General features: G+C 42.4%; 19 protein-coding genes and 2 pseudogenes. 18 read left to right on the forward strand and 3 right to left on the reverse strand.

What is annotated here, in order from left to right:
• Positions 1 to 122 precede the first annotated feature (122 nt).
• Entirely contained in the window at positions 123 to 512 is a 390-nt protein-coding gene (locus ACOBWA_RS04070) for a DUF2237 family protein (RefSeq protein WP_057759025.1), read from the reverse strand.
• Between the two features lie 488 nt (positions 513 to 1000).
• On the opposite strand from ACOBWA_RS04070, the gene ACOBWA_RS04075 reads away from it, so the two are divergent.
• The 15 genes and pseudogenes from ACOBWA_RS04075 (at position 1001) to ACOBWA_RS04145 (ending at position 17908) form a co-directional block, all read left to right on the forward strand.
• The gene (locus tag ACOBWA_RS04075; protein ID WP_420230274.1) at positions 1001 to 2299 is read left to right on the forward strand and encodes an ATP phosphoribosyltransferase regulatory subunit; all 1299 of its coding nucleotides are present in this window, start codon (positions 1001 to 1003) and stop codon (positions 2297 to 2299) included.
• Positions 2300 to 2497: 198 nt separating this feature from the next.
• The gene (locus ACOBWA_RS04080) at positions 2498 to 3787 is read left to right on the forward strand and encodes an adenylosuccinate synthase (RefSeq protein ID WP_057759029.1); all 1290 of its coding nucleotides are present in this window, start codon (positions 2498 to 2500) and stop codon (positions 3785 to 3787) included.
• 258 nt (positions 3788 to 4045) lie between these two features.
• Positions 4046 to 4462, forward strand: a complete 417-nt coding sequence (locus tag ACOBWA_RS04085; protein WP_101206216.1) for a lysozyme inhibitor LprI family protein — start codon at positions 4046 to 4048, stop codon at positions 4460 to 4462.
• Positions 4463 to 4884: 422 nt separating this feature from the next.
• Positions 4885 to 5316, forward strand: coding sequence for a nucleoside-diphosphate kinase (gene ndk, locus ACOBWA_RS04090; protein ID WP_057759031.1), 432 nt, complete (start codon positions 4885 to 4887; stop codon positions 5314 to 5316).
• Between the two features lie 513 nt (positions 5317 to 5829).
• A complete protein-coding gene (gene rlmN / locus ACOBWA_RS04095) occupies positions 5830 to 7059 on the forward strand; it encodes a 23S rRNA (adenine(2503)-C(2))-methyltransferase RlmN (RefSeq protein WP_420230275.1) in 1230 nt (409 codons plus the stop codon).
• Between the two features lie 210 nt (positions 7060 to 7269).
• Positions 7270 to 7713 carry a tetratricopeptide repeat protein gene (locus ACOBWA_RS04100; RefSeq protein ID WP_420230276.1) on the forward strand — a complete coding sequence of 148 codons (444 nt, stop codon included), beginning with the start codon at positions 7270 to 7272 and terminating at the stop codon, positions 7711 to 7713.
• Positions 7707 to 8204 (forward strand): hypothetical protein, encoded by a 498-nt coding sequence (locus tag ACOBWA_RS04105; RefSeq protein ID WP_420230277.1) that lies wholly within the window; start codon positions 7707 to 7709, stop codon positions 8202 to 8204. The genes ACOBWA_RS04100 and ACOBWA_RS04105 overlap by 7 nt, the downstream gene beginning before the upstream one ends.
• Positions 8201 to 9013, forward strand: coding sequence for a helix-turn-helix domain-containing protein (locus tag ACOBWA_RS04110; RefSeq protein WP_420230714.1), 813 nt, complete (start codon positions 8201 to 8203; stop codon positions 9011 to 9013). Before ACOBWA_RS04105 ends, ACOBWA_RS04110 begins: the two co-directional genes overlap by 4 nt.
• Positions 9014 to 9171: 158 nt before the next feature.
• A pseudogene (gene ispG / locus ACOBWA_RS04115) lies at positions 9172 to 10286 on the forward strand (flavodoxin-dependent (E)-4-hydroxy-3-methylbut-2-enyl-diphosphate synthase).
• A gap of 123 nt (positions 10287 to 10409) precedes the next feature.
• Positions 10410 to 11698, forward strand: a pseudogene (gene hisS / locus ACOBWA_RS04120) (histidine--tRNA ligase).
• 69 nt (positions 11699 to 11767) lie between these two features.
• Complete coding sequence (locus tag ACOBWA_RS04125; RefSeq protein WP_420230278.1) at positions 11768 to 12562, forward strand: YfgM family protein; 795 nt, start codon at positions 11768 to 11770, stop codon at positions 12560 to 12562.
• Between the two features lie 146 nt (positions 12563 to 12708).
• Positions 12709 to 12945: a hypothetical protein gene (locus tag ACOBWA_RS04130; RefSeq protein WP_420230279.1), complete on the forward strand. Its 237-nt coding sequence runs from the start codon at positions 12709 to 12711 to the stop codon at positions 12943 to 12945.
• A gap of 2 nt (positions 12946 to 12947) precedes the next feature.
• Positions 12948 to 13916, forward strand: coding sequence for an outer membrane protein assembly factor BamB (gene bamB / locus ACOBWA_RS04135; RefSeq protein WP_420230280.1), 969 nt, complete (start codon positions 12948 to 12950; stop codon positions 13914 to 13916).
• A gap of 393 nt (positions 13917 to 14309) precedes the next feature.
• Positions 14310 to 15731 (forward strand): ribosome biogenesis GTPase Der, encoded by a 1422-nt coding sequence (gene der / locus ACOBWA_RS04140; RefSeq protein ID WP_057759046.1) that lies wholly within the window; start codon positions 14310 to 14312, stop codon positions 15729 to 15731.
• A 206-nt stretch (positions 15732 to 15937) separates the two neighbouring features.
• Positions 15938 to 17908 (forward strand): sensor histidine kinase, encoded by a 1971-nt coding sequence (locus ACOBWA_RS04145; protein WP_420230281.1) that lies wholly within the window; start codon positions 15938 to 15940, stop codon positions 17906 to 17908.
• A 184-nt stretch (positions 17909 to 18092) separates the two neighbouring features.
• On the opposite strand, the gene ACOBWA_RS04150 is transcribed toward ACOBWA_RS04145, so the two are convergent.
• Complete coding sequence (locus ACOBWA_RS04150) at positions 18093 to 19259, reverse strand: D-alanyl-D-alanine carboxypeptidase family protein (protein WP_420230282.1); 1167 nt, start codon at positions 19257 to 19259, stop codon at positions 18093 to 18095.
• A 500-nt stretch (positions 19260 to 19759) separates the two neighbouring features.
• Positions 19760 to 20194, reverse strand: coding sequence for an MCR_0457 family protein (locus tag ACOBWA_RS04155; RefSeq protein WP_057759051.1), 435 nt, complete (start codon positions 20192 to 20194; stop codon positions 19760 to 19762).
• Between the two features lie 540 nt (positions 20195 to 20734).
• Here ACOBWA_RS04155 and surE point away from each other — a divergent pair.
• From surE to ACOBWA_RS04170, 3 genes are all read left to right on the forward strand, one after another.
• Positions 20735 to 21553, forward strand: a complete 819-nt coding sequence (gene surE / locus ACOBWA_RS04160) for a 5'/3'-nucleotidase SurE (protein ID WP_420230283.1) — start codon at positions 20735 to 20737, stop codon at positions 21551 to 21553.
• Positions 21554 to 21688: 135 nt separating this feature from the next.
• The gene (locus tag ACOBWA_RS04165) at positions 21689 to 22477 is read left to right on the forward strand and encodes a peptidoglycan DD-metalloendopeptidase family protein (protein ID WP_420230284.1); all 789 of its coding nucleotides are present in this window, start codon (positions 21689 to 21691) and stop codon (positions 22475 to 22477) included.
• Between the two features lie 69 nt (positions 22478 to 22546).
• The gene (locus ACOBWA_RS04170; protein WP_420230285.1) at positions 22547 to 23845 is read left to right on the forward strand and encodes a lytic murein transglycosylase; all 1299 of its coding nucleotides are present in this window, start codon (positions 22547 to 22549) and stop codon (positions 23843 to 23845) included.
• The last annotated feature ends 320 nt before the right edge of the window (positions 23846 to 24165 follow it).

Below are 24165 nucleotides of genomic sequence, written 5' to 3' on the forward strand. Positions count from 1 at the left end.
TGATTATTATCATTTTCCATATACTTTCCTGTCATATAATAAAAAAATTCAATAATCCAAATATGCTGTGAACGCTGCTACGGTTTTATCGTGTGCCAATACTAACTATAGGGCATAGCTTTCTATAGGGCGTAGCTTTTTAGCGTATCGATATCTACCAATGCCAATAGACTCTCGTGACAAGCTTCTAGTTTGATTTGCGGTGCGATATCGAAGTCCAATGCTTCAACCCAACGTAGCGCACAGATGCACCAGTAGTCACCAGGTTTGAGACCAGGAAAGTTGTATTCAGGTAGTGGGGTAATTAGGTCATTACCGCGACTGGCAGAGAAGTTTAAAAACTCGCTGGTCATCTTAGCGCAGACGGTATGTTGACCAACATCATGGTTGCCAGTATGGCAAAAACCATTGCGATAATAGCCAGTAATTGGATCGAAACAACAGCTGGCAAGTGCAGTGCCTAAGACATTGGTTTGGTTGATGGCAGGGTTTGGGTGGTAATCAGATGACATAAGGCTTCCGAGATAAAAATATGTGTTAGTGTATCATGAGTCTGTGCCGAAGACGCTGCCGTAATCACGCTCATTATCTTATGGTTAACAAAAAATAAACCTCTCGGCTATTCGCCCAATATTGAGCCAAATACATCAACGATGACTGTCACATCTGCTAAGCTCATAAGCAGCAATTGAACTGTAATTAGATGGTGATTGTGGCTAATTGTCACTAGGCGAACCTTGAGTGCTATGCTAAACTAAAGCATAAAGTGCCTTGATTATTTGTCGCAATTTTTTAGCGCATAAAGATACTCGTCTTATCATTCTAAATTATACTTATTATTCACCCTTTTGCGGTTACCTGGTTTGTTTATAAATAATTGGGTCAATGATGTTGCGCGTTAAAAATAAATACTCACAGCGTCAATACCCGGCAAATCACCCTTTAAGTACCGCATCAGTACCGCGTTTTTGGTAAGCGATACGCCAAACAAGGATTTATTGTGTCTGTTAGTTCTGATTCTGCAAAACCTGCCCAGCCAAATTCTACCAACGAAACAGTGTCTCAGCCTGCCGAAAACAGTGCTGCACCCAATCGCATGCCATATTTGAGTAACTTTGGCAGTGATGTTGCCAATAGTTGGCTATTGCCTGATGGGGTGGTTGATGTCCTGTTTGAAGATGCGCATAAGCAAGAAGTGCTTAGATATCAGTTAATCGAGCAGCTTATTACTCATGGTTATCAGCTGGTTTGCCCACCGATGATTGAGTTTACTGAGTCTTTGCTAAGTGATGCATCAGAAGATCTCAAACGTCAAACCTTTAAGATTATCGATCAGTTGACTGGTCGCCTAATGGGCGTTCGCGCTGATATTACCCCGCAGATTTTGCGTATAGATGCGCATCATGGCGGTACGGGTATTGCGCGTTATTGTTACGTTGGTGATGTGATTCATACCTTGCCATCAGGTCTGTTTGGCTCTCGTACGCCGCTACAGTTAGGTGCTGAGATATTTGGCTGTGCATCACTAGCGGCAGATATTGAGCTGATAGATGTGCTATTTACGATGGTAAATAAACTCAATATGAGTGCAGCGCTTCATATCGATTTGGGTCATGTAGCGATATTCAAACGTTTGGCTGAATTGGCTGAGTTATCAGACAGTGATACTGAGCAATTGATGTATTTATATGCCAATAAAAACCTACCAGAGCTCAAACGTGTTTGCCGTGCTTTGCCAATGGGTGATGATTTTTATGTGTTAGCACGCTTTGGTCATGATATCGCAAATCTATTAGCCAAATTATCAGATGCAGCGCAGCAAGACAGTCAAATCGCAACGGCAATCGATGAGCTACAGCGTCTGAAAAACTATCTACAAGACCAATGGCAGTGCCCAGTCAGTATTGATGTGACTGAGCTATCAGGTTATCACTATCACACTGGCATCGTCTTCAATGGTTATATCAATAGTGAAACACAGCCACTAGTACGTGGTGGTCGTTTTGATGGTATGCAAAGCCAGACGCAAGCGTTACGCGCGGCCACGGGCTTTAGTATGGATGTTAGCCGATTGCTGGCTCATACACAGTTAGATGCGCCAACCGTTGTCTTGGTTGATTTTGCCGCTTTGTCTAATGCAAATACAGATGAGATGCAGACGCTACTGCAACAAGTAGAGAGTCTACGTCAGCAAGGCTATCGCGTCACTATGCCGTTAGATGCACAGGACAGTCCAGATGATGTTACGCATCGTTTGAGCATGGCTGATGACAGTCAATGGCAGCTACAGACTATTTAACTGTCTGATAGTAGGCTATTGAATGGCGCACGCAGCCAAAATTATTCAGTACAAATTATGAGAACGTAAAATTATTTGTTAGATATCTCAGTGTTTCTATTTCATAAATCACTGAGATAAAAAGATATAGCTAAGAAAATCATTTTAATTTTCAGCTTTTATTGCACACACCTCAATACATAAAGGTAAGGATTGATCATGGGTAAGAATGTTGTAGTTTTGGGTAGCCAATGGGGCGACGAAGGTAAGGGTAAAATCGTTGATTTACTTACCGAAAAAGCCTCAGCAGTAGCCCGCTTCCAAGGCGGTCATAATGCTGGTCACACGTTGGTTGTCGATGGCAAAACCACTGTCTTGCATTTGATTCCATCAGGTATCTTGCGTGAAGGCGTCACTTGCTTTATCGGTAATGGCGTGGTATTAGCACCTGATGCACTACTAAAAGAAATGAAAGAGCTAGAAGACAACAACGTACCAGTACGTGAGCGTCTACGTATCTCTCCTAATTGCCCACTTATCATGCCTTATCATGTGGCACTTGACCAAGCTCGTGAAGCCAAGCGTGGCAGCGGTAAAATCGGTACAACAGGTCGCGGTATCGGTCCTGCATACGAAGACAAAGTAGCACGTCGTGCGATTAAACTTGCTGATTTGTTCCGTGAAGATCTAGAAGAAAAACTACGTAACCTAATCGAATACCATAACTTCCAACTGACTGAATACTATAAAGTTGAAGCGATTGATTTTGATGAGACGCTTAAGCTTTGTAAAGAGTGGAAAGAAGAGATTAAAGGTATGGTTACTGATGTAACTGAAGACCTAAATCAATTACGTCTGGCTGGCAAAAACCTAATGTTTGAAGGTGCTCAAGGTACGCTACTTGATATCGACCATGGTACTTATCCGTTTGTAACCAGCTCAAGTGTAACTGCTGGCGGTGTATCAACGGGTACAGGTATCGGTCCATTGTATTTAGACTATGTACTTGGTATCACCAAAGCGTACACTACGCGCGTTGGTAGTGGTCCGTTCCCAACTGAATTGTTCGATGATGTTGGCGCTCACTTAGCCAAAGTCGGTCATGAATTTGGTGCAACAACTGGCCGCGCCCGTCGCTGTGGTTGGTTCGATGCTGAAGCATTACGCCGTGCAGTAGTACTTAACTCTATGTCAGGTATTTGCTTGACTAAGCTTGACGTACTAGATGGTCTTGAAGAATTGCTAATCGGTGTGGGTTATAACCTACCTGAAACTGAGTGTGCAGGCGCGCATGATGCTGAATTCTACGAGTCAGTCACGCCTAAGTACGAAACAATGCAAGGCTGGAGCGAGTCTACTGTTGGTATTACTAACTATGATGAGCTTCCAGAAAATGCTAAAAAATATATCAAACGTATCGAAGCATTGATTGGTTGCCCAGTTGATATTATCTCAACTGGTCCTGATCGCGAAGAAACGATCGTACTGCGTGATCCGTACGACGCTTAGTTTTTACTACAAACTTGATTAAATAGTTTTTAGTATTAATAAAAAACCTCAACGCTAAGCGTTGGGGTTTTTTGTGTGTGCTACTTCAAGAAATTGATTGATTACCTTGAATTTCAACAGTGTAAGAGTAGGGCTACTAGCTATAATATCATCTAAAAATATCATAAATAATGGATATACTGACATTATTTTGGCTTAATTAAGTGTAAGATATTATAGACGGATTTGGTTTTATCAACATACAAAAAGGAATTTGCTATGACAACGAATACGCTTAAATCCACGATTCGCAATACCTCTATAGCAATAGTTACATCCGCAGCTTTCATGTTGCCTATGTTTGCTTGGGGTGCAGAAAACTGTGACAAACCAAACAATGACTTTGATGGGCTATATTGCCTGACGAAAGTATACTTAGAAGCAGATAAAGAGCTTAACAACTCTTACAGTAAATTGAGTAAACTCCTAAACAAACAGCAAAAAGCCACGCTTAAACGCGGACAATTAGCGTGGATGCGCGAGCGCAACGACCAATGTAGTTATAACGATGGTGATGGTTTCTTTGTCAATATGAGCTGTGCCACCAATAAGACAGCTAATCGAGTTAATTTTTTGAATGAACGTGTGCGTGAATGCAATGCAGGTAGTTGTCGAGACAGTCGCTTAGATGATTAAATGTTTTGATTGGTAGTATGTATTAGCAAAACTCTTAGCAAGGTGTGTTGAGGGTTTTCTAATCATTAATAATGATATAAATGCTCTATAAAATCAGTCTGGTAGCTATAAGTGATAAATATGAGTAGCGATAAGGTAAGTAAGTCGATAGCTCATGCATCTGTTGTTGATGAGTACTTAACTTGGATGTAAGTAAGATACTGTTATAAATTTACTTTTATGCAAGGTATGGTCATAAATTAACCCTATCATTTATGGCCTTAATCATTATAATAGGCAGCAATCCGATGTTGGCGCTTATGGTTATACACTGATATACCATGAGTTGTGTAAAACAGTCCAAGTCAACATTGTGGCTAAAGCTAAAACAACGCATTAATTTTTCATATTTTATTGAATTTATCATTTATTAGGAGCTTCTCATGGCTAACGAACGTACTTTATCTATCATCAAACCTGATGCAGTTGCTGGCAACCACATTGGCGCTATCTATAGCCGTTTCGAACAAGCCGGTCTAAAAATCGTTGCAGCTAAAATGCTACAACTTGATGATGAAAAAGCAGGCGGTTTTTACGCTGAGCACGCTGAGCGTCCATTTTACAACGACCTAAAATCTTTCATGATGTCAGGTCCAGTATTGGTATCAGTACTAGAAGGCGAAAACGCTATCGCTCAGCATCGTGAAATCATGGGTGCAACTAACCCAAAAGAAGCTGCTGAAGGCACTATCCGTGCTGACTTCGCTAGCAGCATCGACGAAAACGCAGTACATGGTTCAGATTCAGCTGAATCAGCAGCACGTGAAATCAGCTACTTCTTCAGCGATGATGAAGTTTGTGCACGTACACGCTAATATAGTAAACCAGCTATAAGCTCTTACGGCATTCGATTTGTTTGAGGTAACTGCTATAATAAGACAGCTACGATTTAGACTGATCTTACCTGTATGAGTTTTATACTTGATTGACTATAGACGAATTATTTACAACATTGATTGTTTATAATTGGTTTGCGAGACGGCTTATATCTTATGGGTATAGGCCGTTTTAGCTATTATAATAATCCTATAGTCCGATAATTACTAAACTGCTAGGGCGTTACCCTCATCAGATGTACTACTTGTACAATATGCAGTCGGCTGCCTTGTATCCGCTTTAGAGTTCTATAGTTATATTATTCATTGAAATTCTTAATGATTTGCCTCATTATTAATTTTACTTAGCGTTATCAATCCCTTATCAGCATGTTTTCATTAATTCGAAAAACTGCGCTCATAGCGGATTGCTCATGCACCCATGTATGTATGGCAAAGCCCATATAAATAATTGCACCGCTTATCTAAGCTTCTGCAAAAAGGTTACCTATTATGTCAACTGTTCAAGCACCTACTCAGCACGTACCTGCTAAGATTACTGATAGCATTAAGCTAGTAGATGAGGCACATGCCAAAACCAATCTATTGGGTATGACGCAAGCGCAACTGGCTGATTACTTCAAGAGTATTGGCGAAAAGCCATTTCGATCTACTCAGGTGATTAAGTGGATTTATCAGCATGGCGTGACAGATTTTGAGCAAATGACCAATTTGAGTAAATCGTTGCGAGACAAGTTATCGCTTAATGCTTGTGTGGTACCGCCCAAAGTGATTCATCGTCAATATAGTGATGATGGTACGCGTAAGTGGGTATTTGAAGTCACTGGCGGCTCGTTGGTTGAGACGGTGCTTATCCCTGCAGATGATAGCAAGTTAAATGGCCGTAAGACATTATGCGTGTCTTCGCAAGTAGGCTGTGCACTAGACTGTAGTTTCTGTAGTACGGGCAAGCAAGGGTTTGAGCGTGACTTAAGTGCGGCTGAAATTATCGGTCAGTTATGGGTCGCTAATGCGTCATATATGACAGATGAAAATGAAAGTTTAGAAAACGTCGACCATAGCCTATGGGAAAACAACGTCACCAACGTGGTGATGATGGGCATGGGTGAGCCGCTATTGAACTATAAGCCTGTGGTAGGTTCAATGGAGCTGATGCTAAGCGATCATGCTTATGGATTGTCAAAGCGTCGCGTCACATTATCGACTTCTGGTGTCGTCCCGAAAATGTATCAGTTAGCGCAAGACATTGATGTGGCACTGGCCATTTCACTGCATGCACCAAATGATGAGCTGCGTAACGAGTTGGTACCAATTAACAAGAAATATCCGTTAGAAGAGTTGATTGCAGCGGCAAAAAACTATGTCTATGATGTCAATCCACGTCATAAGAAACACGTTACAATCGAGTATGTGATGCTTGATTGCGTCAATGATAGCAATGAGCATGCCCATCAGTTGGTTGCTCTATTAGAAGGGTTACCAAGTAAAATTAACCTTATTCCGTTCAACCCATTCCCACATGCACCCTATGACAAATCAAGCAACAACCGTATTCATGCGTTTAGCAATATACTGAGCGAAGCAGGTTTTGTTTGTACGATTCGTCAAACACGTGGTGATGACATCGATGCCGCCTGTGGTCAGTTAGTTGGACAAGTTGCCGATCGTACCAGACGCTCAGCCGCGTGGCAGCAGAGCATCAAAGATCGCGAAAGTGTTTAGTAGTTCTTTAGAAAATAAGCGTTGTATCTGATTGGTATAGCGTTTTAGCTGTCTTTTGTCTGTCGCAATGGTAAGAAAATGTAGCAATGACTGCCAAGATTGCAGAACGTGGCAATTAATAACAACTAAATTGTACTTATAGGGGTTAAATCTATTAAACTGAGGTCTCGAAGATCGAACGCATTGAATCCCAGTTTTATGATGGCGGCTATGATGACTTCTAAAAATTCTTGTCAGTTCAAATATCAAAAATCATTTTCTAAATTTTATAAGCAGTCGAGTATCAATGCTGCCCAAACCGCTTTGCCAAAGCGTGCAGTGCTGTCGGCAGTATTTGGCGTCCTTGTATTAAGTGGCTGTCAGACCACACCGACTAATGATTTGCTAGGTAACTCTCCTTATCAAACATCTACGCGTGCTAGCAACGATCGAAATTTAGATCAGCAGGAAATCGCCCGTGTACGTACCTCACTTGCCGCGCAATACATCCGAAAAAATGAGCTTGATACCGCGCAGCAGCAGCTTGAAAAAGCCTTTGCTGCCGATAGCCGTTATGCGCCAGCCTATGATATGATGGGCGTTTTGTTGCAGCAAGAAGGCAGCCGTATCAATCTAGCCAAAGCTGATGAATACTTCAAAAAGCAATCGTGCTAGATAAAGACTTTGTACAAGCACACAATAATTATGGCGTGTATCTGTCACAGACAAAGCGCTATCGTGAAGCAGCAGAACAGTTTGAGATTGCAGGGGCGACGCTAGGCTATGAAGGCCGTATTGGCGCGCTAGAAAACCTAGGTCGCACTTATCTACAGTTAGGTGATAATAGTGCTGCTTCAAAAGCATTTTTACGGGCACTTGATGGCAATCGTAATAGTATTATTGCTCATATCGAACTGGTAGATTTATTGCTCAACCAACAGCGTGTACCGCAGGCACAGAGACTGTATGATGAGACGCTGATATTGGTGCAGGGGCAGGGTATTAGCCCGCGCTTGCTCTTACAAGGTATCAAGCTTGCAGCAGCACAAAATAATATAACAACGCGCCAGCAATTGGCACAGCAGCTTTTATCCGCTTATCCGCTAAGTGATGAAGCAAAACAACTTAAGACTTGGCTTAACAATCCAGAGGCACCATGGAAATGATCACCCCATCATCTAACACTCAATCTAACGCTCAGGGATCATTTGGTGCCGTGTTGCAGCAAGCCCGCAAAAACAAGCAAGTAACTTTAGAAGCAGCGGCGGCTGAGCTGTTCATTCTAAAGCGTCATTTGGAGGCCTTAGAAAGCGAAAACTTCGCTGAGCTACCACAGGCTGCATTTGCTCGTGGTTTTGCGATTAACTATGCCAAATATTTGGGCTTAGATTCAGCAAAAATCGCTAGTAGCTTCGATGCTGCCTATCCTAATGAGCTAAAGGCCAAATCAACCAGCAATATCGATACGCCACTACGCCCAATGGGGACTTTGCAGCGTGATACTCACAACCGCATCCGCTTTAACCCACTATTGATCATAGGCGTTATCGGATTGATTATCTTGGCGGTGTTCCTATTCCGCATGGTGAGTAACGCTAGCAAAGAAAACACGCAAGAGCCTGTATCAGCTGTTGAAGACATGTCAGCGATAGAGCAAGCCCAAGGTGCCGCCATCAATAGTGATGCAAGTGGCGTGGGTGCTTCTGGCTCTGCATTGAATTTAGGTACTGCTGCAACGACTGCTACCCTAAACCTTGTATTGACAAGCGACGCTGTGGTTAGTATCACGGATGCTTCTGGAAACAGCTTAATAAACGGTTCTCAGTCTGCAGGTAACTATGACTTGTCAGGTATGCCACCGTTTAATGTGCAAATTGATAATATCGACAATGTTAGCTTGATGCTTAATCAACAACCAGTCGCGTTAGATACGTATGCAACAGATAAGCAAGCTACTTTTGAATTAGCACCATAGTTAATTGTATAAGCGCCAAATTTAAATAAAGCACTCATATGTTTGAATGAAGCACTCATATGTTTGAATAAAGCGCACATGTGTATCCGGATTTAGCTGGTTTATATTATATGTACAAAGGCCTAGGGCTTTTCTATTTTTGATTCAAGGATTTATGTATGTCAATGCCATCGCCTATTAATCGTCGTCTGACCAAAAAAATCTATGTCGGTGATGTCGCGGTTGGTGGTGATGCACCAATTAGCGTACAGAGCATGACCAACACTGACACCTGTGATGTAGCAGCGACGGTCGCTCAAATCGAGCGTTGTGTCGAAGCAGGTGCTGATCTGATGCGCGTATCAACGCCAACAATGGATACCGTTAAAGCCTTTGGTGAAATTCGTAAATTGGTGAGCGTGCCTTTAATCGCTGATGTGCATTTCGATCATAAAATCGCTTTGGCCGTTGCTGAAGCGGGCGCTGACTGCTTACGTATCAATCCGGGTAACATTGGTAGCGATGCCAAAGTACGTGAAGTGGTCGCTTGTGCTAAGTATCATAATATCCCGATTCGTATTGGCGTCAACGCTGGCTCTTTAGAAAAAGACATACAGCGCAAGTATACTGAGCCAACTGGCGAAGCGATGCTAGAGTCGGCAATGCGCCATATTGATATTTTAGAGCGTCTTAACTTTGACCAGTACAAAGTATCTGTCAAAGCCAGTAACGTGTTTTTGACATTGGATGCTTATCGTTTAATATCAGCGCAAATTGATAACCCATTACATTTGGGCGTGACGGAAGCGGGTGTCTACCGTACGGGTGCTGTCAAATCTGCTATCGCGCTAGGTGGATTATTGCTAGATGGTATTGGTGATACTATTCGTATCTCATTAGCTGCTGAGCCTGAAGAAGAGATTAAGATCGGTTTTGATATTCTAAAATCGCTTAATATTCGCTCGAACGGTGTAAACTTTATCGCCTGTCCAAGCTGCTCGCGTCAAGAGTTTGACGTGATTAAAGTAATGACAGCGTTAGAGTCTCGCTTAGAAGATATTCGTGAACCGATGAATCTATCTGTGATCGGCTGTAAGGTGAATGGTCCAGGAGAAGCAAAAGAGGCCGATATCGGTATCGTTGGTGCTGCCCCTAGATCACTGGTCTATCGTATGGGTGAAAAAAGCCACCTTATTGATACAGGCAATCTGGTTGATGAAATAGAAGGTATGGTTCGCGCCCATGCAGAAGATTTGGCAAAAAACGTGAAAATGAAATCATTCGCGTAAAATAAGCCATAGAATAGATTGATACGTTAGGCTATACCGTCACAGTATCAATCAGATATAGCGCTTATTTGAATATATAGAAAACAATAATAGAATACCTGTTAAACATTTAAGGATACGACCGTACCATGATCAAAGCTATCAAAGGTTTTAATGATATTTTGCCTGACCAATCAGCAAAGTGGCTGCATTTAGAAGCGATATTGGCTGATGTACTTGGTAGGTACGGTTACGAGCATATTCGCTTGCCTATCGTTGAACAAACGGATCTATTTGCCCGTGCTATTGGCGGCGCGACTGACATTGTCGAAAAAGAAATGTACAGCTTTACTGATAAATCTGAGCCACCAACGCCATTAGCGTTGCGTCCTGAAGGCACAGCTGGAGCAGTACGTGCAGTTATCGAGCACAACTTGCTACGTGGTGATACGCCCAAGCTTTGGTATATCGGTCCAATGTTCCGCTACGAGCGCCCGCAAAAAGGCCGCTATCGTCAGTTTCATCAGTTAGGTGTCGAGAGCTTCGGTAGCGCACTACCGGATGCTGATGCTGAGCTGATTGCGATGACTCATTTGATGTGGCAAGAGCTAGGTCTCAACAATGAGATGCGTTTGCAACTAAACAGTTTGGGTGAGTTGGATGAGCGTTATGCTTATCGCGAAGCATTGGTTGCCTATTTAACTGATAAAAAGACCAGCTAGACGAAGACAGTAAGCGCCGTCTAACGACTAACCCTTTACGTATCTTGGATAGTAAAGAAGCGAGTACGCAAGCAGTATTGGCAGATGCGCCAAAGCTTGCTGACTTCTTAGGTGAAGAGAGTGTGGCGCATTTTGAGCAAGTTAAAGCCTATCTGACTGCGCTTAACATCGATTTTGAAATCAATCCGCACTTAGTACGTGGCCTTGATTATTACAATAAAACGGTATTTGAGTGGGTAACAGATAAGCTTGGAAGCCAAGCTACCGTTTGTGCGGGTGGTCGTTATGATGGGCTAGTCGGGCAATTAAAATCAATCGGTACAGATGGTAGTAAACCAGTAAAATCTGAGCCTGGTGTTGGTTTTGCGATGGGGCTTGAGCGTCTATTGTTATTGATAGAAGCGGTTGCGCCGATTTCTGATATACCTGCTTGTGATGTATTCGTTGTGGCCCATCCTGAGGTATATAGTGCTGGTATAAGCTATGCACAGAACTTGCGTCACAGTCGTCCAGATGTACGAGTAAAGATGGCCAGTGCCACGAGTCTAAAAGCGCAAATGAAGAAGGCGGACAAGTCAGGCGCGGCATTGACAGTCATCATCGCACAGCAAGAGCTGGATGATAATACGATTAGTATTAAAGATATGCAGACAGGTGAGCAAAAGACGGTCGCCCAAGATTGGCTATCAAATAAAGATAACTTCTCTCGTCGCTAATTGACTTTGACTAATCAGCTTTGTTTGTCGCACTAGCAATTTAATGTAAATTTTATCAGGTAAATATATATGGCTCTGACACCTAATTCGCCAAATGCAGATAACTCCATGCAAGCGTTAAAGCAATATGGTAGTTATATCGTTACTGCGATTTTGTTAGCACTGGCCGCCTACTTTGGTTGGACATACTGGCAAAACAACCATGCGCGAGTAGATACCGTCGCCGCCGATCAATATGCTGATATTCAGCAGCTAAACGAAGAGGTCAAATTGGCCTCGCAAAACCCAGATTTAGAAGCAGAAGCTCAAGAAGCACTTACCCAAAGTCGTAGCCAGCTAGACAAAGATATTGATACTTTGGTCAGTACGCACGGTGAGTCGGTTTATGCATGGCAAGCGCTAATGATAAAGGCACGTCAACAAGTAGACAATGATGACTTTGCAGCAGCGACTGAGACATTCAAAAAAGCATTGGCCATCGATTTGGGTGATGCTGGTCTAGAAGCGATTACTCGTTTGCGCTATGCAAAAACGCTGTTGGCCGCAGGCGATACAGATGCTGCACTGTCAGAAGCAAACAATGACATGCCAAGCTCGTTTGAAGCAAGTCAGCAGGAGCTACTAGGGGATATTTATTTAGCACAAGACAATAAAGATTCAGCGATTAAGTCGTATAGCAATGCGTGGGAGCTATTACGTAGCCGTCAAGAAACGCGTGCAGTATTGGCATTAAAGATGGAAAGCTTAGGTATCACGGCTGAGCCGATTGCTGAGCAAACCAGTCTTATTCAAGAGCCATCTTCTCCTGAGCCGTCGCTAGTGATGGATACCTCGAACGAAGTCGCTGTCGAAGCAGGGCAGTAAGTCAGTAGGCTAGATGTTAAGTCAGTAGTATAGTATTGAGAGTTGGTAATCATCCAAAGCTCTTTTTTAATATAACCTAATGATTACTAATTTGCCGTTGGCCAATTTACCAATTAATAATAATTTATCTGTAGTGAGAACATACAATGACTCAATCTATTCGCTCTAGCAAAATGTTAAACACCAAGACTATCAAAAAGACAGTCATGCATGTGGCCGTACTGGCAGTAATGAGCACGGCAGTGATTGGATGTAATCGCGGTATTAAGCCGGTCGTTAATGATCCGGTAAAATTGGTACAAATCGCTCAGCCGATTAGCGTACTACAGCCTGTTTTTAGTACCGATGTTGGCAATAAAAAAGCCAGCAAAAAGATCCGCTAGATTTGCAAGTTGGCTATGCCAATGGTCAAATCGTTACTGCATCACGCGGTGGTGAACTGTCAGGGTTCAATAGTGCAGGCGAGCGCATATGGTCAATCAATGTTGATGATCAAATCACCGGCGGTGTTGCAGTAGATGCATTGAGCCAGACAGCTATCGTTAGTACTCGTGGTGGCAAGGTTATGGCGTTCGATAGCACGACTGGTGCAAAGCGTTGGCAGCAGCAGTTGTCAGGTTCGGTTTTGACGCCAGCACTGATTAACAATAATCGTGTGGTATTATCAGCGAATGATGGTTTCTTACATGGTCTGTCGCTGCAAACTGGACAGTCAGTATGGCAGTTCGCAACTCAGGTACCTGCTATCAGCGTTCGCGGTAGCGCTGCACCAACTTTATTAGACAATGAGACAGCACTTTTGGCGACAGCTGATGGTCGTTTGCATGCAATTACTGTCGATAACGGTCTTCCGCTATGGTCAAGACGTGTTGGTGTAGGCGCTGGTAGTAGTGAAGTTGAGCGCATGAGCGATGTCGATGGCAAACCTATCTTAGATAAAAATCAGTTGTTTGCGATCAGCTATAGTGGTCAGCTATTAGGTATTGATTTGGCCTCGCGTCAGGTGATGTTCGTCAATGAAATTGCGAGTCTCAAATCACTGGCGGTAAATCCTCAGCAAGTTATCGCTACCAGTCTAGATGGCAAAGTAGTTGCTTATGATCGCAACAGTGGCGAGACACTATGGGAAAGTGACGAATTGGCTTATCGTGATCTTACCAATCCTGTGATGATTGGCAACTATATTGCCATTGGTGATTTCGATGGCGTAGTGCATTTGTTTGACCCTGCTACGGGTAGCATCGTTAGTCGTGTAGAGACAAAAGGTGCGTTGACCAACTTGCAAGTCCAAGGTAGCCGTTTAATGACTCAAAGTACGTCAGGACAAGTTGCTATCTGGCAGTTAGTGCGCTAATAACTATATAGATAGGTGCTTATAGATAATCAACGAAGTGTAATATTTCACTATAGCCCTTAAGCCTATTCTTGATTATCATTTATAAAACACAAACGCTGCTTAGTCAGCGTTTAGTGCTTTGTGTAAATTGCTTGTTTAAACACAGGCTTTCGCGTACTCTATGCGACCGATGTGCTATCCATATATACTACTTATTTATGTATAATAGGTATTATGAAGCCATTCTATATACTATTTTTAATCGTAAAATAGCCATCTATTATTTTTGCTATTGTTCTATCATTCATTTTAATTCACGGTCAATTGCAGCATATCTATTACTATTGTTATGTCACTGGTTATAAGAATAACTGTACTGCCCGTCATTGTGCCTTTCACTGAGAGTAACCCATGAGTATCAAGCCTGTGGTCGCCTTAATTGGTCGTCCAAACGTCGGTAAATCCACCTTATTTAATCAGTTCACAAAAAGTCGGCAGGCATTGGTCGCTGACCTTTCAGGATTGACTCGTGACCGTCAGTACGGTGATGCAACTTATGAAGACAAATCTTTTATCGTTGTAGATACGGGTGGTATCGGTGAAGCTGATGACGGTAGCGGTAATATTGATGACTATATGTCTGAGCAGTCGCATACAGCAATCCATGAAGCAGATATCATCGTATTCGTCGTTGACGCTCGTGCCGGTATGATTGGCGCTGATGCTGAAATTGGTAAGTTTTTGCATACGTTAGGCAAGCCTGTCTATGTTGTTGCCAATAAAGTCGATGGCGTACATGATGCAGCACCTGCCGAGTTTTATGCACTAGGATTGGGCGAACCGTATCCGATGGCAGCCAGTCATGGTCGCGGTGTCGGCAACTTGCTTGAAGTACTAACGGCTGATATGCCTGAGCAAGAAAACATAGTAGAGCCAAGAGGCTTAAAGCTTGCTATTATCGGTCGTCCAAACGTTGGTAAATCGACGCTCGTCAACCGCCTGCTTGGCGAAGACCGAGTAGTGGTATTTGATATGCCAGGCACGACGCGCGATAGTATTTATATTCCTTATCAGCGTGAAGGTCGTGACTATGTTTTGATCGACACTGCTGGTGTACGTCGCCGTGGTAAAATCGATGAAAAAGTAGAAAAATTCTCTGTCATCAAGACCTTGCAAGCGATTGAAGATTCTAACGTAACCGTGATTGTCATTGATGCTCACGAAGGTATCGTGGATCAAGATTTGCATATGATTGGTTACGCACTTGACGCTGGCCGAGCGTTAGTCGTTGCGATCAATAAATGGGATGGTCTAACGCAAGATCAAAGAGACTATATCAAGCTTGAGATGGATCGCCGTTTTAGCTTTATTCCTTATGTAAAAATACATTTGATTTCAGCACTGCATGGTACAGGCGTTGGTAATTTATATCCTTCTATCTTACGTGCGTACAAATCTTCGATGTTCGAAGTATCGACCAACCGTTTGACCCAGATTTTGCAAGATGCAGTAACGGCCAATCCGCCACCAACTGTTGCTGGTCGTCGTATCAAGTTGCGTTATGCGCATATTGGTGGTCACAATCCACCCGTTATTGTTATTCATGGTAACCAAACCAGTGCGCTTCCTAAGAGCTATCAGCGTTATCTAGAGAATCAGTTCCGTCAAGTATTTAAGTTAGAAGGCACACCGCTCAACGTTATTTTGAAGCAGAACGATAACCCATATGCGAATAAGAGCGATACGCCGACTAAGGCAAAAGCTCAGCAATTGCGTCAACGTGAGCGTAATAGATCACAGAAATTTACTACCAAAGATAAAAAGCCTCGTTAATCCTCGTATTTTAGGCTTTATATTTTTAGCTTTATGATTAATGTCATCGCGTTCGATAGCGCGATGACATTTTTCTATTAATACGCTGTAGTTTAAGCTCATCAATAGCTACTTCAATGCTTCAAAAATACTCAAATGTTTTACTTATCACATCTTTAAAATACCTGTACTATAAATGAAAGCTGCCCGCGACTCAGTAGAGTGATATGAACAACCGTTCGTTTCAAACCATACCCGTACTTATCTGGCGTTCTGTCATACAAGCTGTCGTATTGGCAGTGTTGGCAGGTTTTTTATTGCCTTTTATTTATGGTTTAGTGCATCACTATCAAGAAAAAGAACAGCATATTCAACAATTGGCATCTTTACTAACGACTAGCGCATCGACTGCAGATGGCGCAGATGTTGTGGCTGAGCAAGTCAATATCTTGTTAGAAAACGAGCCGACTATTCAGAGTATTGTGTTTTATTCAACCTCTGAGCCAATTGAGGATATAGATCAGTCGCTTGCTGATTGGAAAAATGCTTTATTTGCGCATACGGTCAGTTTCAACTATCCAGTGATTAGTAAAGACCTCGATGCCAGTATTGTGACGTCCAATAAGTCCGATTCCAATCAGCAGTTAGCACTGACTTTATCAAACATTATGAGCGAATCGTCAGCGCCAGATGAGGCGATTGATACAGCTACCGAAAATAGTACATTGATTGGTTATATTAATATTACGATGGACGTAGAGTTGCTACGTTTACATTGGTTCCAAAATATCCTGTGGTTATGGCTAACAACAGTGGTACTGATTGTTATGTTTGCCTTATACATTTTTAGGAAGCTTAATTGGCCAGTTAAAGATATTGAAGTGTTAACTGATGTTTGTGACATTGTTATAAGTAACTCTAATGTAGAGCAGTTGCCAGTTATTCCGCAACAATTCAATTTCCAAGAACTGACCCAAATCAAAAAAGCATTAATTGTGTTATTCAATCGATTACAAGAAGCAAGGCAAGGTTATGAAACCCTTGCGGCCTTTGAACAGCAATTGCACAATAAAGATATGTCACTTGATGTGCAGTTGCACAATTTTCAAAGCATGATTTCTCACGAGTTAAAAACGTCGTTGAATGCAATTGTAGGCGGTTTACAACTGTTAGATTATGAGACTCTCAGCAGAGAGCAAAAAGACGCGGTAGAGATTATCAGTAGTGGTAGTGATAAATTGGTATTGTCGTTAGATCATATTATACAGTTGAACCAGATCCAAAAAGGCCAGATAAGAATTCATAAAAATGAGTTTAACCCATTACAGCTAATCGCTGATCTGTTAGCTAAGTTTGAAAATATGGCTACGCAAAAAGGGCTAGAGTTAATCAGTAATATTCATCATATAGACTATAGCCTATATGGTGATTCAGAAAAAATATATCAGATACTATCGATACTGCTCAATAATGCGATTAAGTTCACGCCTGTCGGGAAAGTTACGATTACGTCGCAACTGACACATTTTAATAAAAGTAATCGTTGGCAGATTAGCGTGAAAGATACGGGTATTGGTATCAATAATGAGCACCTAGACGATATATTTAATCCGTTCTTTCAGGTAGATTCGTCGCAAACTCGCCAGTACGAAGGCTCAGGGGTTGGCTTACCGATTGTTAGACAAATGGCGCAGCTTATGGGTGCTACGATTGATGTTGATAGTGTGCTTGGTGTAGGTACACAGTTTACGCTGACCATAGCGATGCCCAATCAACAGCAATCAAAACAGCAGCGCTTATTGTCTGGTCTAACGATTATTTATTATTACTATCATGAGACAGGCTCCTTATTAAATGAACTGGAATATCTAGGGGCTACGATTATTTGTTGCCAAGGTAACCAACTCGTCATAGAGGAGATGCGTAAGCAGAAAGTTGACATGGTGATGTTTGGTGAAGATGTTTTCCCGGAAAAAGCTGCGATGCTAGCCAAACGTATTCGTCAGTATGAAAGCGATGAGGGTAGTAAGAGCGAGCATCGTGCGTTATTGGTATATTGGTATCCACAGCATCGGGCGCGCTATGTAGGCAGCTTTGAGTATGGTTTAAAAGCAGCTGGTATTGACTATTGTCATATTGCTACTTATAAGGACAAAGCGTTAAGCGACTTATTAAAACAATGGTTGGTTTGGACGTAGAGCTGTTCTACCAAATCCGTGTTCCTAGTTAGGTTCATTTTATTAGGTAGCATTTTTTATATTTTCTACTTTTCAATATTGAAGCACTTTTAAAATAAAGTAGGCATAAAAACAAAAAAGACGCCCATTTTGAGGCGTCTTTTTTAAACAGTTTTTAGCTAAAATTACTTTTTAAAAGTTTCTCTTAGAAAAGATTCTTTATCCAGCGTACGATATGTTCCCACGTACGGCTCATAAAGCCTGACTGTTCGATATCGTTGGTTGCAATGATAGGAACTGAGGCTACCGCTTTACCATCAATGACAGCCATCATTTTACCAACTTCCTGACCTTTTTTGATCGGTGCTTCTAAACTCTCAGGAATATCCACCACTGTGGTAATTTTATTTTTCTGGGTTTTACTGGTTAGGATTTGCAAGTTGTCGCCAGTTGCAAGCTCTACCTCGTCAGCTTCTCCAAACCATACTGGAAGCTTACTAACGAACTGCCCAGCAGGCGCCTTGGTAACCGTTGTAAAGTGACCGAAACCCCAGTTAAGTAGTTCGCGTGACTGATCAGCGCGAGCCTGTTGGCTCTTGGTACCCATAATGACAGAGATTAGACGCATGCCTTCACGGTTGCTTGATGCAACCAAGCAGTAGCCTGCTGCATCAGTGTGGCCAGTTTTTAGGCCATCAACGGTTGGGTCAGTAATCAGCAGAGCATTACGGTTACCTTGGGTAATACCGTTATAAGTGAACTCTTTTTCTGCGTAGATACTATAGTAGTCGCCGCTGTTTTTGATAATAGCGCGCGCGAGTTTAGACAAATCCAAAGCAGATGCTAAATGACCTTCATCAGGCATACCCGTAGCATTGACAAAGTTAGAGTTCTCCATGCCAATTTTTTGCGCTTGTTCGTTCATCAAGATTGCAAACGAGGCTTCGCTACCAGCAATATGTTCAGCCATGGCTTTTGATGCATCATTACCTGATTGAATAATAATACCGCGTAGCATATCGATGACGCTGGCGGTTTTGTTCACAGGCACATACATACAAGATTGGCTGCTACTACCACGGCACCACGCGTTTGGACTCATCAATACCTGTTCATCTTCTTTCAGGTCGCCTGATGCTAAGCGTTGCTCAATGATATAACTGGTCATCATCTTAGTCAGAGATGCTGGCGGCAGCGCCTCATTGGCGTTCTTTTGAGCCAAAATTTCGCCAGTGTTATAGTCCATCAACACATAGGCAGTATTGTCCATTTCAGGTGGTTGAATGGCTGCGTTTGCCACTACTGCACTCATCGAGATACTTACACCAACTACCAGCTGTATCAGCTGATTTTTTACACGCTTTACTGTCATATATCATTACACCGCATCATGGAACCAAATGTATCTATCGCTTATGTTTTGTACCTATTTCCATACATTATTTTAAGCAGCATGTCTTAAATGCAGTGTTTAAAATAATGTATCGATGAAAATAGTAACGCCTACACAATAGACATAAAATTAACGCCTTATCTTAGCAAAATGACTACCGATGGGGAATCGATAAATGCAAAAATAAGGCAAGTTTGAAAAGAAAAATGAAGGCCTATCATATATTTGTTGTGTCTATCATCTGACCAGTCTCTGTAATAAAAATTTAACGCTCACAAAAAAGCCTGCTGCACTGCTTGTGAATAACAAGTAAAGTGACAGCAAGCTTTGATGCTACAGATATCTAGACAATCAGTTGATAAACTTTGCTTAATTGATGTTATAAAGAGTACATAGCTTTTATTTTATTATCATTGATACCAATATTATTAACACATTAAGCAGAGGACGCTAGTTATTGAATTAAACTAGCTAGTTGTCTAATAATCCGCGTTTGCCAAATCTTCACATAGTGCTTTGTTTTCTTGCTTTGAGAATCCCATCGTCCAACTACGAATACCTTGTAGTATCTGGCGGTAGTCTTGCTGTGTAGATAGGTATTGAATAGCCGCTTTTGGATCTTCTAGAGAAGGCATTAGCTCATGCAGCTGTACAGTGTACGACTTATAGAACCGCTGTTTTTGCTTACCATTTAGCATTGGTGGGCATATCTCTGATAGTACCTGCATCACCGCAATTTCGTGCTTAGTGATATTGATGCCAGACATGTCTAGCGGAATGGTAGTGCCAGAGTTATTCGCAGCATTAGAAGCTTGAGACAGCATAGCAACAGACGTTATCAGTCCTGCAATCCCAACTTTTGAGGCAGTATTTGCTATCACAGAAGCTATAGATAATATCGATTGTTTATTCATTCAGTATTACACTCGCTCGTCTTTATTTAATGGTCATATGTTAATCGGTAAAAAAACAAAAGTCACATAAAATATTGATTTATGTGTAGATATCTTGTGAGCCAACACCATTTTTTAGCAACATATCAGTAGCATACCCTAATGACGTTACTTCAGTATCAGTACATCGGTTTGTATTGTTGTGGGGTGTTGCGTATTGTAACGCGATGCTTAATCTACTGGTTGTTATTCGTTTGATACAGATCTTGTTACGCTACTTTCATCGTATAATTATCAGCATAAGAAGAGCATGATACTTTGCTAAACACAGGGTTCGTGTCTTTATATTATTCAGTTATAATCGCCCATGCTATTAAAACGATACTTTTTCGCTAGACTGAGACGTCATGTCATTGGAGAATTAGAGTATCATGTTTTCATTTTAAATATGAGCATCGTGTTTTTATGCCATATTTTAAACAGATATGGCACGATAGCAGAATTACCAAATAGAGATATAGAAAGACAGCTAACAAAATATTAACCACATACTGAGTAGAAATGAGATTTTTAATTAGTAATGATGACGGTGTGTATGCGCCAGGATTATTGGCACTATCTCAGGCATTATCGACGATTGGTGAAGTAGTGGTCGTCGCCCCGAACGATGAACAAAGCGGCTATGCCAGCGCGCTGAGTGTCTCAAGACCACTGCATACGCATCAGTTGCCTTCTGGATTTGTAGCGGTAAATGGTTCACCAGCTGATTGTGTTTATCTAGCAATCCATGAGTTGTATCGTGATACTGACTTTGACTGCGTGATTACAGGCATTAACTCAGGGGCTAACTTGGGACAAGATGTGATGTTCTCTGGTACGTTCGGTGCTGCATTGACCGCGCAACTATCTGGTATCCCTGCTATAGCAACGTCTTTGGTAGGCGGGGGTGTCAAAAACGGCGGGCAAGAATCAGCCAGTGATTATCAAGTGGCTGCACATGAAATCGTCAAGCTGCTTACTGAAACTTCGGTTTTAGAGATGCTCAAAAGTTTGCCCTATCATGTATTAAACGTTAATATTCCTGATGTGCAGCATGCCGATGATATCAAGGGTCGAAAAATAACCTCGCTAGGCCATAAGCAGGCTGCTCAGCCAGTACGCCATATGATAGACCCACGCGGTCGAGATGCGTATTGGTTGTCTCTACGAAAAGGTAAAAATGAGCGACCATCAGAGACGTCAATCGATGCGATACAAGCAAAGCAGGATGTGATGACAGATTATCAGGCTGTAGCGGCAGGGTATGTCAGTTTATCACCAGTACGCCTACATCATACGCCAACGGCAGCGCTGGAGAGATTATCAACACTCGCGCTATAAATTCTATAAGATATAGTCCATACCGGCTTATTAAACACTGACGTGTTATGAGAATATCAGAAGACTCTTGTATGATATCAAGCGCTTTTGAATGATTAAACAATGAATGAGCAACACAAAGAATAGGAACCTTGTATGAAAAAAATCATAGCTGGATCGCACCTTGTTAAAGCCGCGTTGATTGGTACTATGGCAGTCGCTACTCTATCTGTCGTTGGCTGTGCAACGAAGCCTACCTATCAATCAGCAAACCAAGCAGGTCCTAAGATTATTACTAACGCGCAAGGCGTCCCTAACTATCACCGTGTACAACGCGGCGATACGGTCAGCCAGATTGCAGCGCGCTATCGTCTGAACTACCGCCAAATCGGAGCGATGAACAATCTAGATAGTAAATACACCATCTATAGTGGCCAATGGCTCAAACTATGGCAAGGCAATGTGGCAACCACTGCAAGTAACAATAGCTACAGTGCTCCAGTTCAAACGCAACCAACTTATACGCCACCTGTGACCCAATCTCAAACACCAGCTTATGAGGCCACTACCAACTCGACCTCTGGTTATGATTATCCTACGCGTAACCCAGTGACTCGTAATATTGACCCTGCTACGGGCAATATGGGAATGTGGTTTGCGGGCAAAGTTGGTGATCCAGTACTTGCCAGCCAATCAGGAACTGTGCTTTACTCAGGCAACGGTCTGCCAGAGTATGGCAATCTAATTATGATTCGTCATAGTGATAACTACATCACAGCCTACGCGCACAATAGCCAATTATTGGTGCAAGAGGGCGATACAGTACAGCGTGGCCAACGTATTGCTAGTATGGGTAGCAGTGGTCAGACCAATGAGGTAGGCTTAGAGTTTCAAGTTCGCTTAAATGGTAATCCTATTGACCCACGTAGCGTACTTGGGCGTTAAACTTAAATAATAGCTACGGATAGCTTGGCCACTGTGAGCCATTTTATTTATTCATGTTTGAGATTTTTTATGAGATTAAAAAAGCAATACCTCACCCTTATGCCAGCATTAGTGATGGTCGGGTGTACAAGCCAGCAAGCAATGCAAAGTAAGCCTGTTCGTCAAGGCGGCGTTGAGATTACTCAAACCCAAACCGTTCAGGTCAAACCAACACCTGTGCCAGTCGTAAAGCCGCAGCCTGCGCCCAAGCCTAGCTACAGTAGCTTTTCTGATTGGAAGTCAGACTTTTCTATGCGTGCCATATCGTCAGGCTATGATGCCCAAGTGATTGGTCGATTGCTTGACTCTGCTTATCTAAATCAGCAAGTCATCTCATTAGATTCAGGTCAGCCCGAGTTTTCTAAGATGCCGTGGGAATACGTAGATTCTGCGGTATCAAGTGGACGCGTCAGTGTAGGTAAACGTAAATTTGCCGAGCAGCGTGCTTATTTGTCTCAGCTAGAGTCTCAGTATGGAGTTAATGCAGAGATTATCGCTGCGATATGGGGCATGGAGTCATCGTATGGCGCTGTGACCGGTAATAGTGATTTGCCAAGTTCGCTTGCCAGCCTTGCCTATGATGGTCGTCGTCAAGAGTTTGCTGAAACGCAGTTGCTATCGTTAGCGACACTGCTACAACGCGGTGATGCATCATGGTCACAGCTCGATGGTTCTTGGGCAGGTGGTATGGGACAAACCCAGTTTATCCCTGAGACTTGGCTCAAACAAGGGGTTGATGGTGATGGTAATGGGCATCGCAATCCTTGGGCCACTGGTGATGCACTAGCCTCGACGGCCAACTATCTTAGCAATTCAGGTTGGGTTCGTGGCTTAGCACCGTTTTATGAGGCAACGGTGCCAGCATCGTTTGATTACTCAGTGGTTGGTAGCAAACAACCTGCTGCTAGATGGGCTGCGATGGGTGTCGATACGATAGCGGACGTTTACCTAGATGCCAATACTCAGATGGAGCTATGGTTACCCGCTGGTAAGGATGGTCCAGTATTATTGCTAAGCCCAAACTTTGATGTGATTAAAGTCTATAACAACTCATCAAGCTATGCGTTGGGTGTCAGTCTGCTAGGCAAAACGATTAATGGACAAAGCGGTTTGCAAAAATCTTGGCCTCGTTATGAGCGTCCATTATCGACCACGCAAGTGACTAACCTACAACGTCGTTTGACTAGTATGGGTTACGATACCAAAGGCGCTGATGGTATCGTGGGCACGAATACTCGTATGGCATTCCAGCGCTGGCAAGCAGATAATGGTCAAACGCCAGATGGATTCATTACTCAAAACAGTGCGTCTTCACTGGCTGGATGGTGAGGTAGGCTGACGGTATTTATACATTGTATAAAAGTGGCTCTTTTTAATGGTATTTAGCCATTATTAATTAGCCACTAGCCAACGAACGATAATTTACTTTGTTCTACAAAAAGCACCTTGCCAAGGTGCTTTTTTGTCTCAATCTATGTCTGATTTTGCTGACAACTTTAACACAATGGACCATGCAATAAATATCAAATATTAAGACCAGTGTAATCTGGCTTTATTCAAAACTTATCAGGACAAGGTTAATACAAGAAAGTTGATACTTTGAATGATAGACTCTAGATAATGTGTTTTTTGACGATGACTTTGACGCA

Origin of the sequence: Psychrobacter sp. ER1 (genome assembly GCF_048631835.1) — a bacterium.
In the GTDB taxonomy this organism is placed as follows: Bacteria; Pseudomonadota; Gammaproteobacteria; order Pseudomonadales; family Moraxellaceae; genus Psychrobacter.

Coding starts and splice junctions, on each gene's coding strand:
- ACOBWA_RS04070 (WP_057759025.1), bottom strand. CDS start 512: ATGTCATCTGATTACCACCCAAACCCTGCCATCAACCAAACCAATGTC.
- ACOBWA_RS04080 (WP_057759029.1), top strand. CDS start 2,498: ATGGGTAAGAATGTTGTAGTTTTGGGTAGCCAATGGGGCGACGAAGGT.
- ACOBWA_RS04085 (WP_101206216.1), top strand. CDS start 4,046: ATGACAACGAATACGCTTAAATCCACGATTCGCAATACCTCTATAGCA.
- ndk (WP_057759031.1), top strand. CDS start 4,885: ATGGCTAACGAACGTACTTTATCTATCATCAAACCTGATGCAGTTGCT.
- rlmN (WP_420230275.1), top strand. CDS start 5,830: ATGTCAACTGTTCAAGCACCTACTCAGCACGTACCTGCTAAGATTACT.
- ACOBWA_RS04100 (WP_420230276.1), top strand. CDS start 7,270: ATGATGACTTCTAAAAATTCTTGTCAGTTCAAATATCAAAAATCATTT.
- ACOBWA_RS04110 (WP_420230714.1), top strand. CDS start 8,201: ATGATCACCCCATCATCTAACACTCAATCTAACGCTCAGGGATCATTT.
- ACOBWA_RS04125 (WP_420230278.1), top strand. CDS start 11,768: ATGGCTCTGACACCTAATTCGCCAAATGCAGATAACTCCATGCAAGCG.
- ACOBWA_RS04130 (WP_420230279.1), top strand. CDS start 12,709: ATGACTCAATCTATTCGCTCTAGCAAAATGTTAAACACCAAGACTATC.
- der (WP_057759046.1), top strand. CDS start 14,310: ATGAGTATCAAGCCTGTGGTCGCCTTAATTGGTCGTCCAAACGTCGGT.
- ACOBWA_RS04145 (WP_420230281.1), top strand. CDS start 15,938: ATGAACAACCGTTCGTTTCAAACCATACCCGTACTTATCTGGCGTTCT.
- ACOBWA_RS04150 (WP_420230282.1), bottom strand. CDS start 19,259: ATGACAGTAAAGCGTGTAAAAAATCAGCTGATACAGCTGGTAGTTGGT.
- ACOBWA_RS04155 (WP_057759051.1), bottom strand. CDS start 20,194: ATGAATAAACAATCGATATTATCTATAGCTTCTGTGATAGCAAATACT.
- surE (WP_420230283.1), top strand. CDS start 20,735: ATGAGATTTTTAATTAGTAATGATGACGGTGTGTATGCGCCAGGATTA.
- ACOBWA_RS04165 (WP_420230284.1), top strand. CDS start 21,689: ATGAAAAAAATCATAGCTGGATCGCACCTTGTTAAAGCCGCGTTGATT.
- ACOBWA_RS04170 (WP_420230285.1), top strand. CDS start 22,547: ATGAGATTAAAAAAGCAATACCTCACCCTTATGCCAGCATTAGTGATG.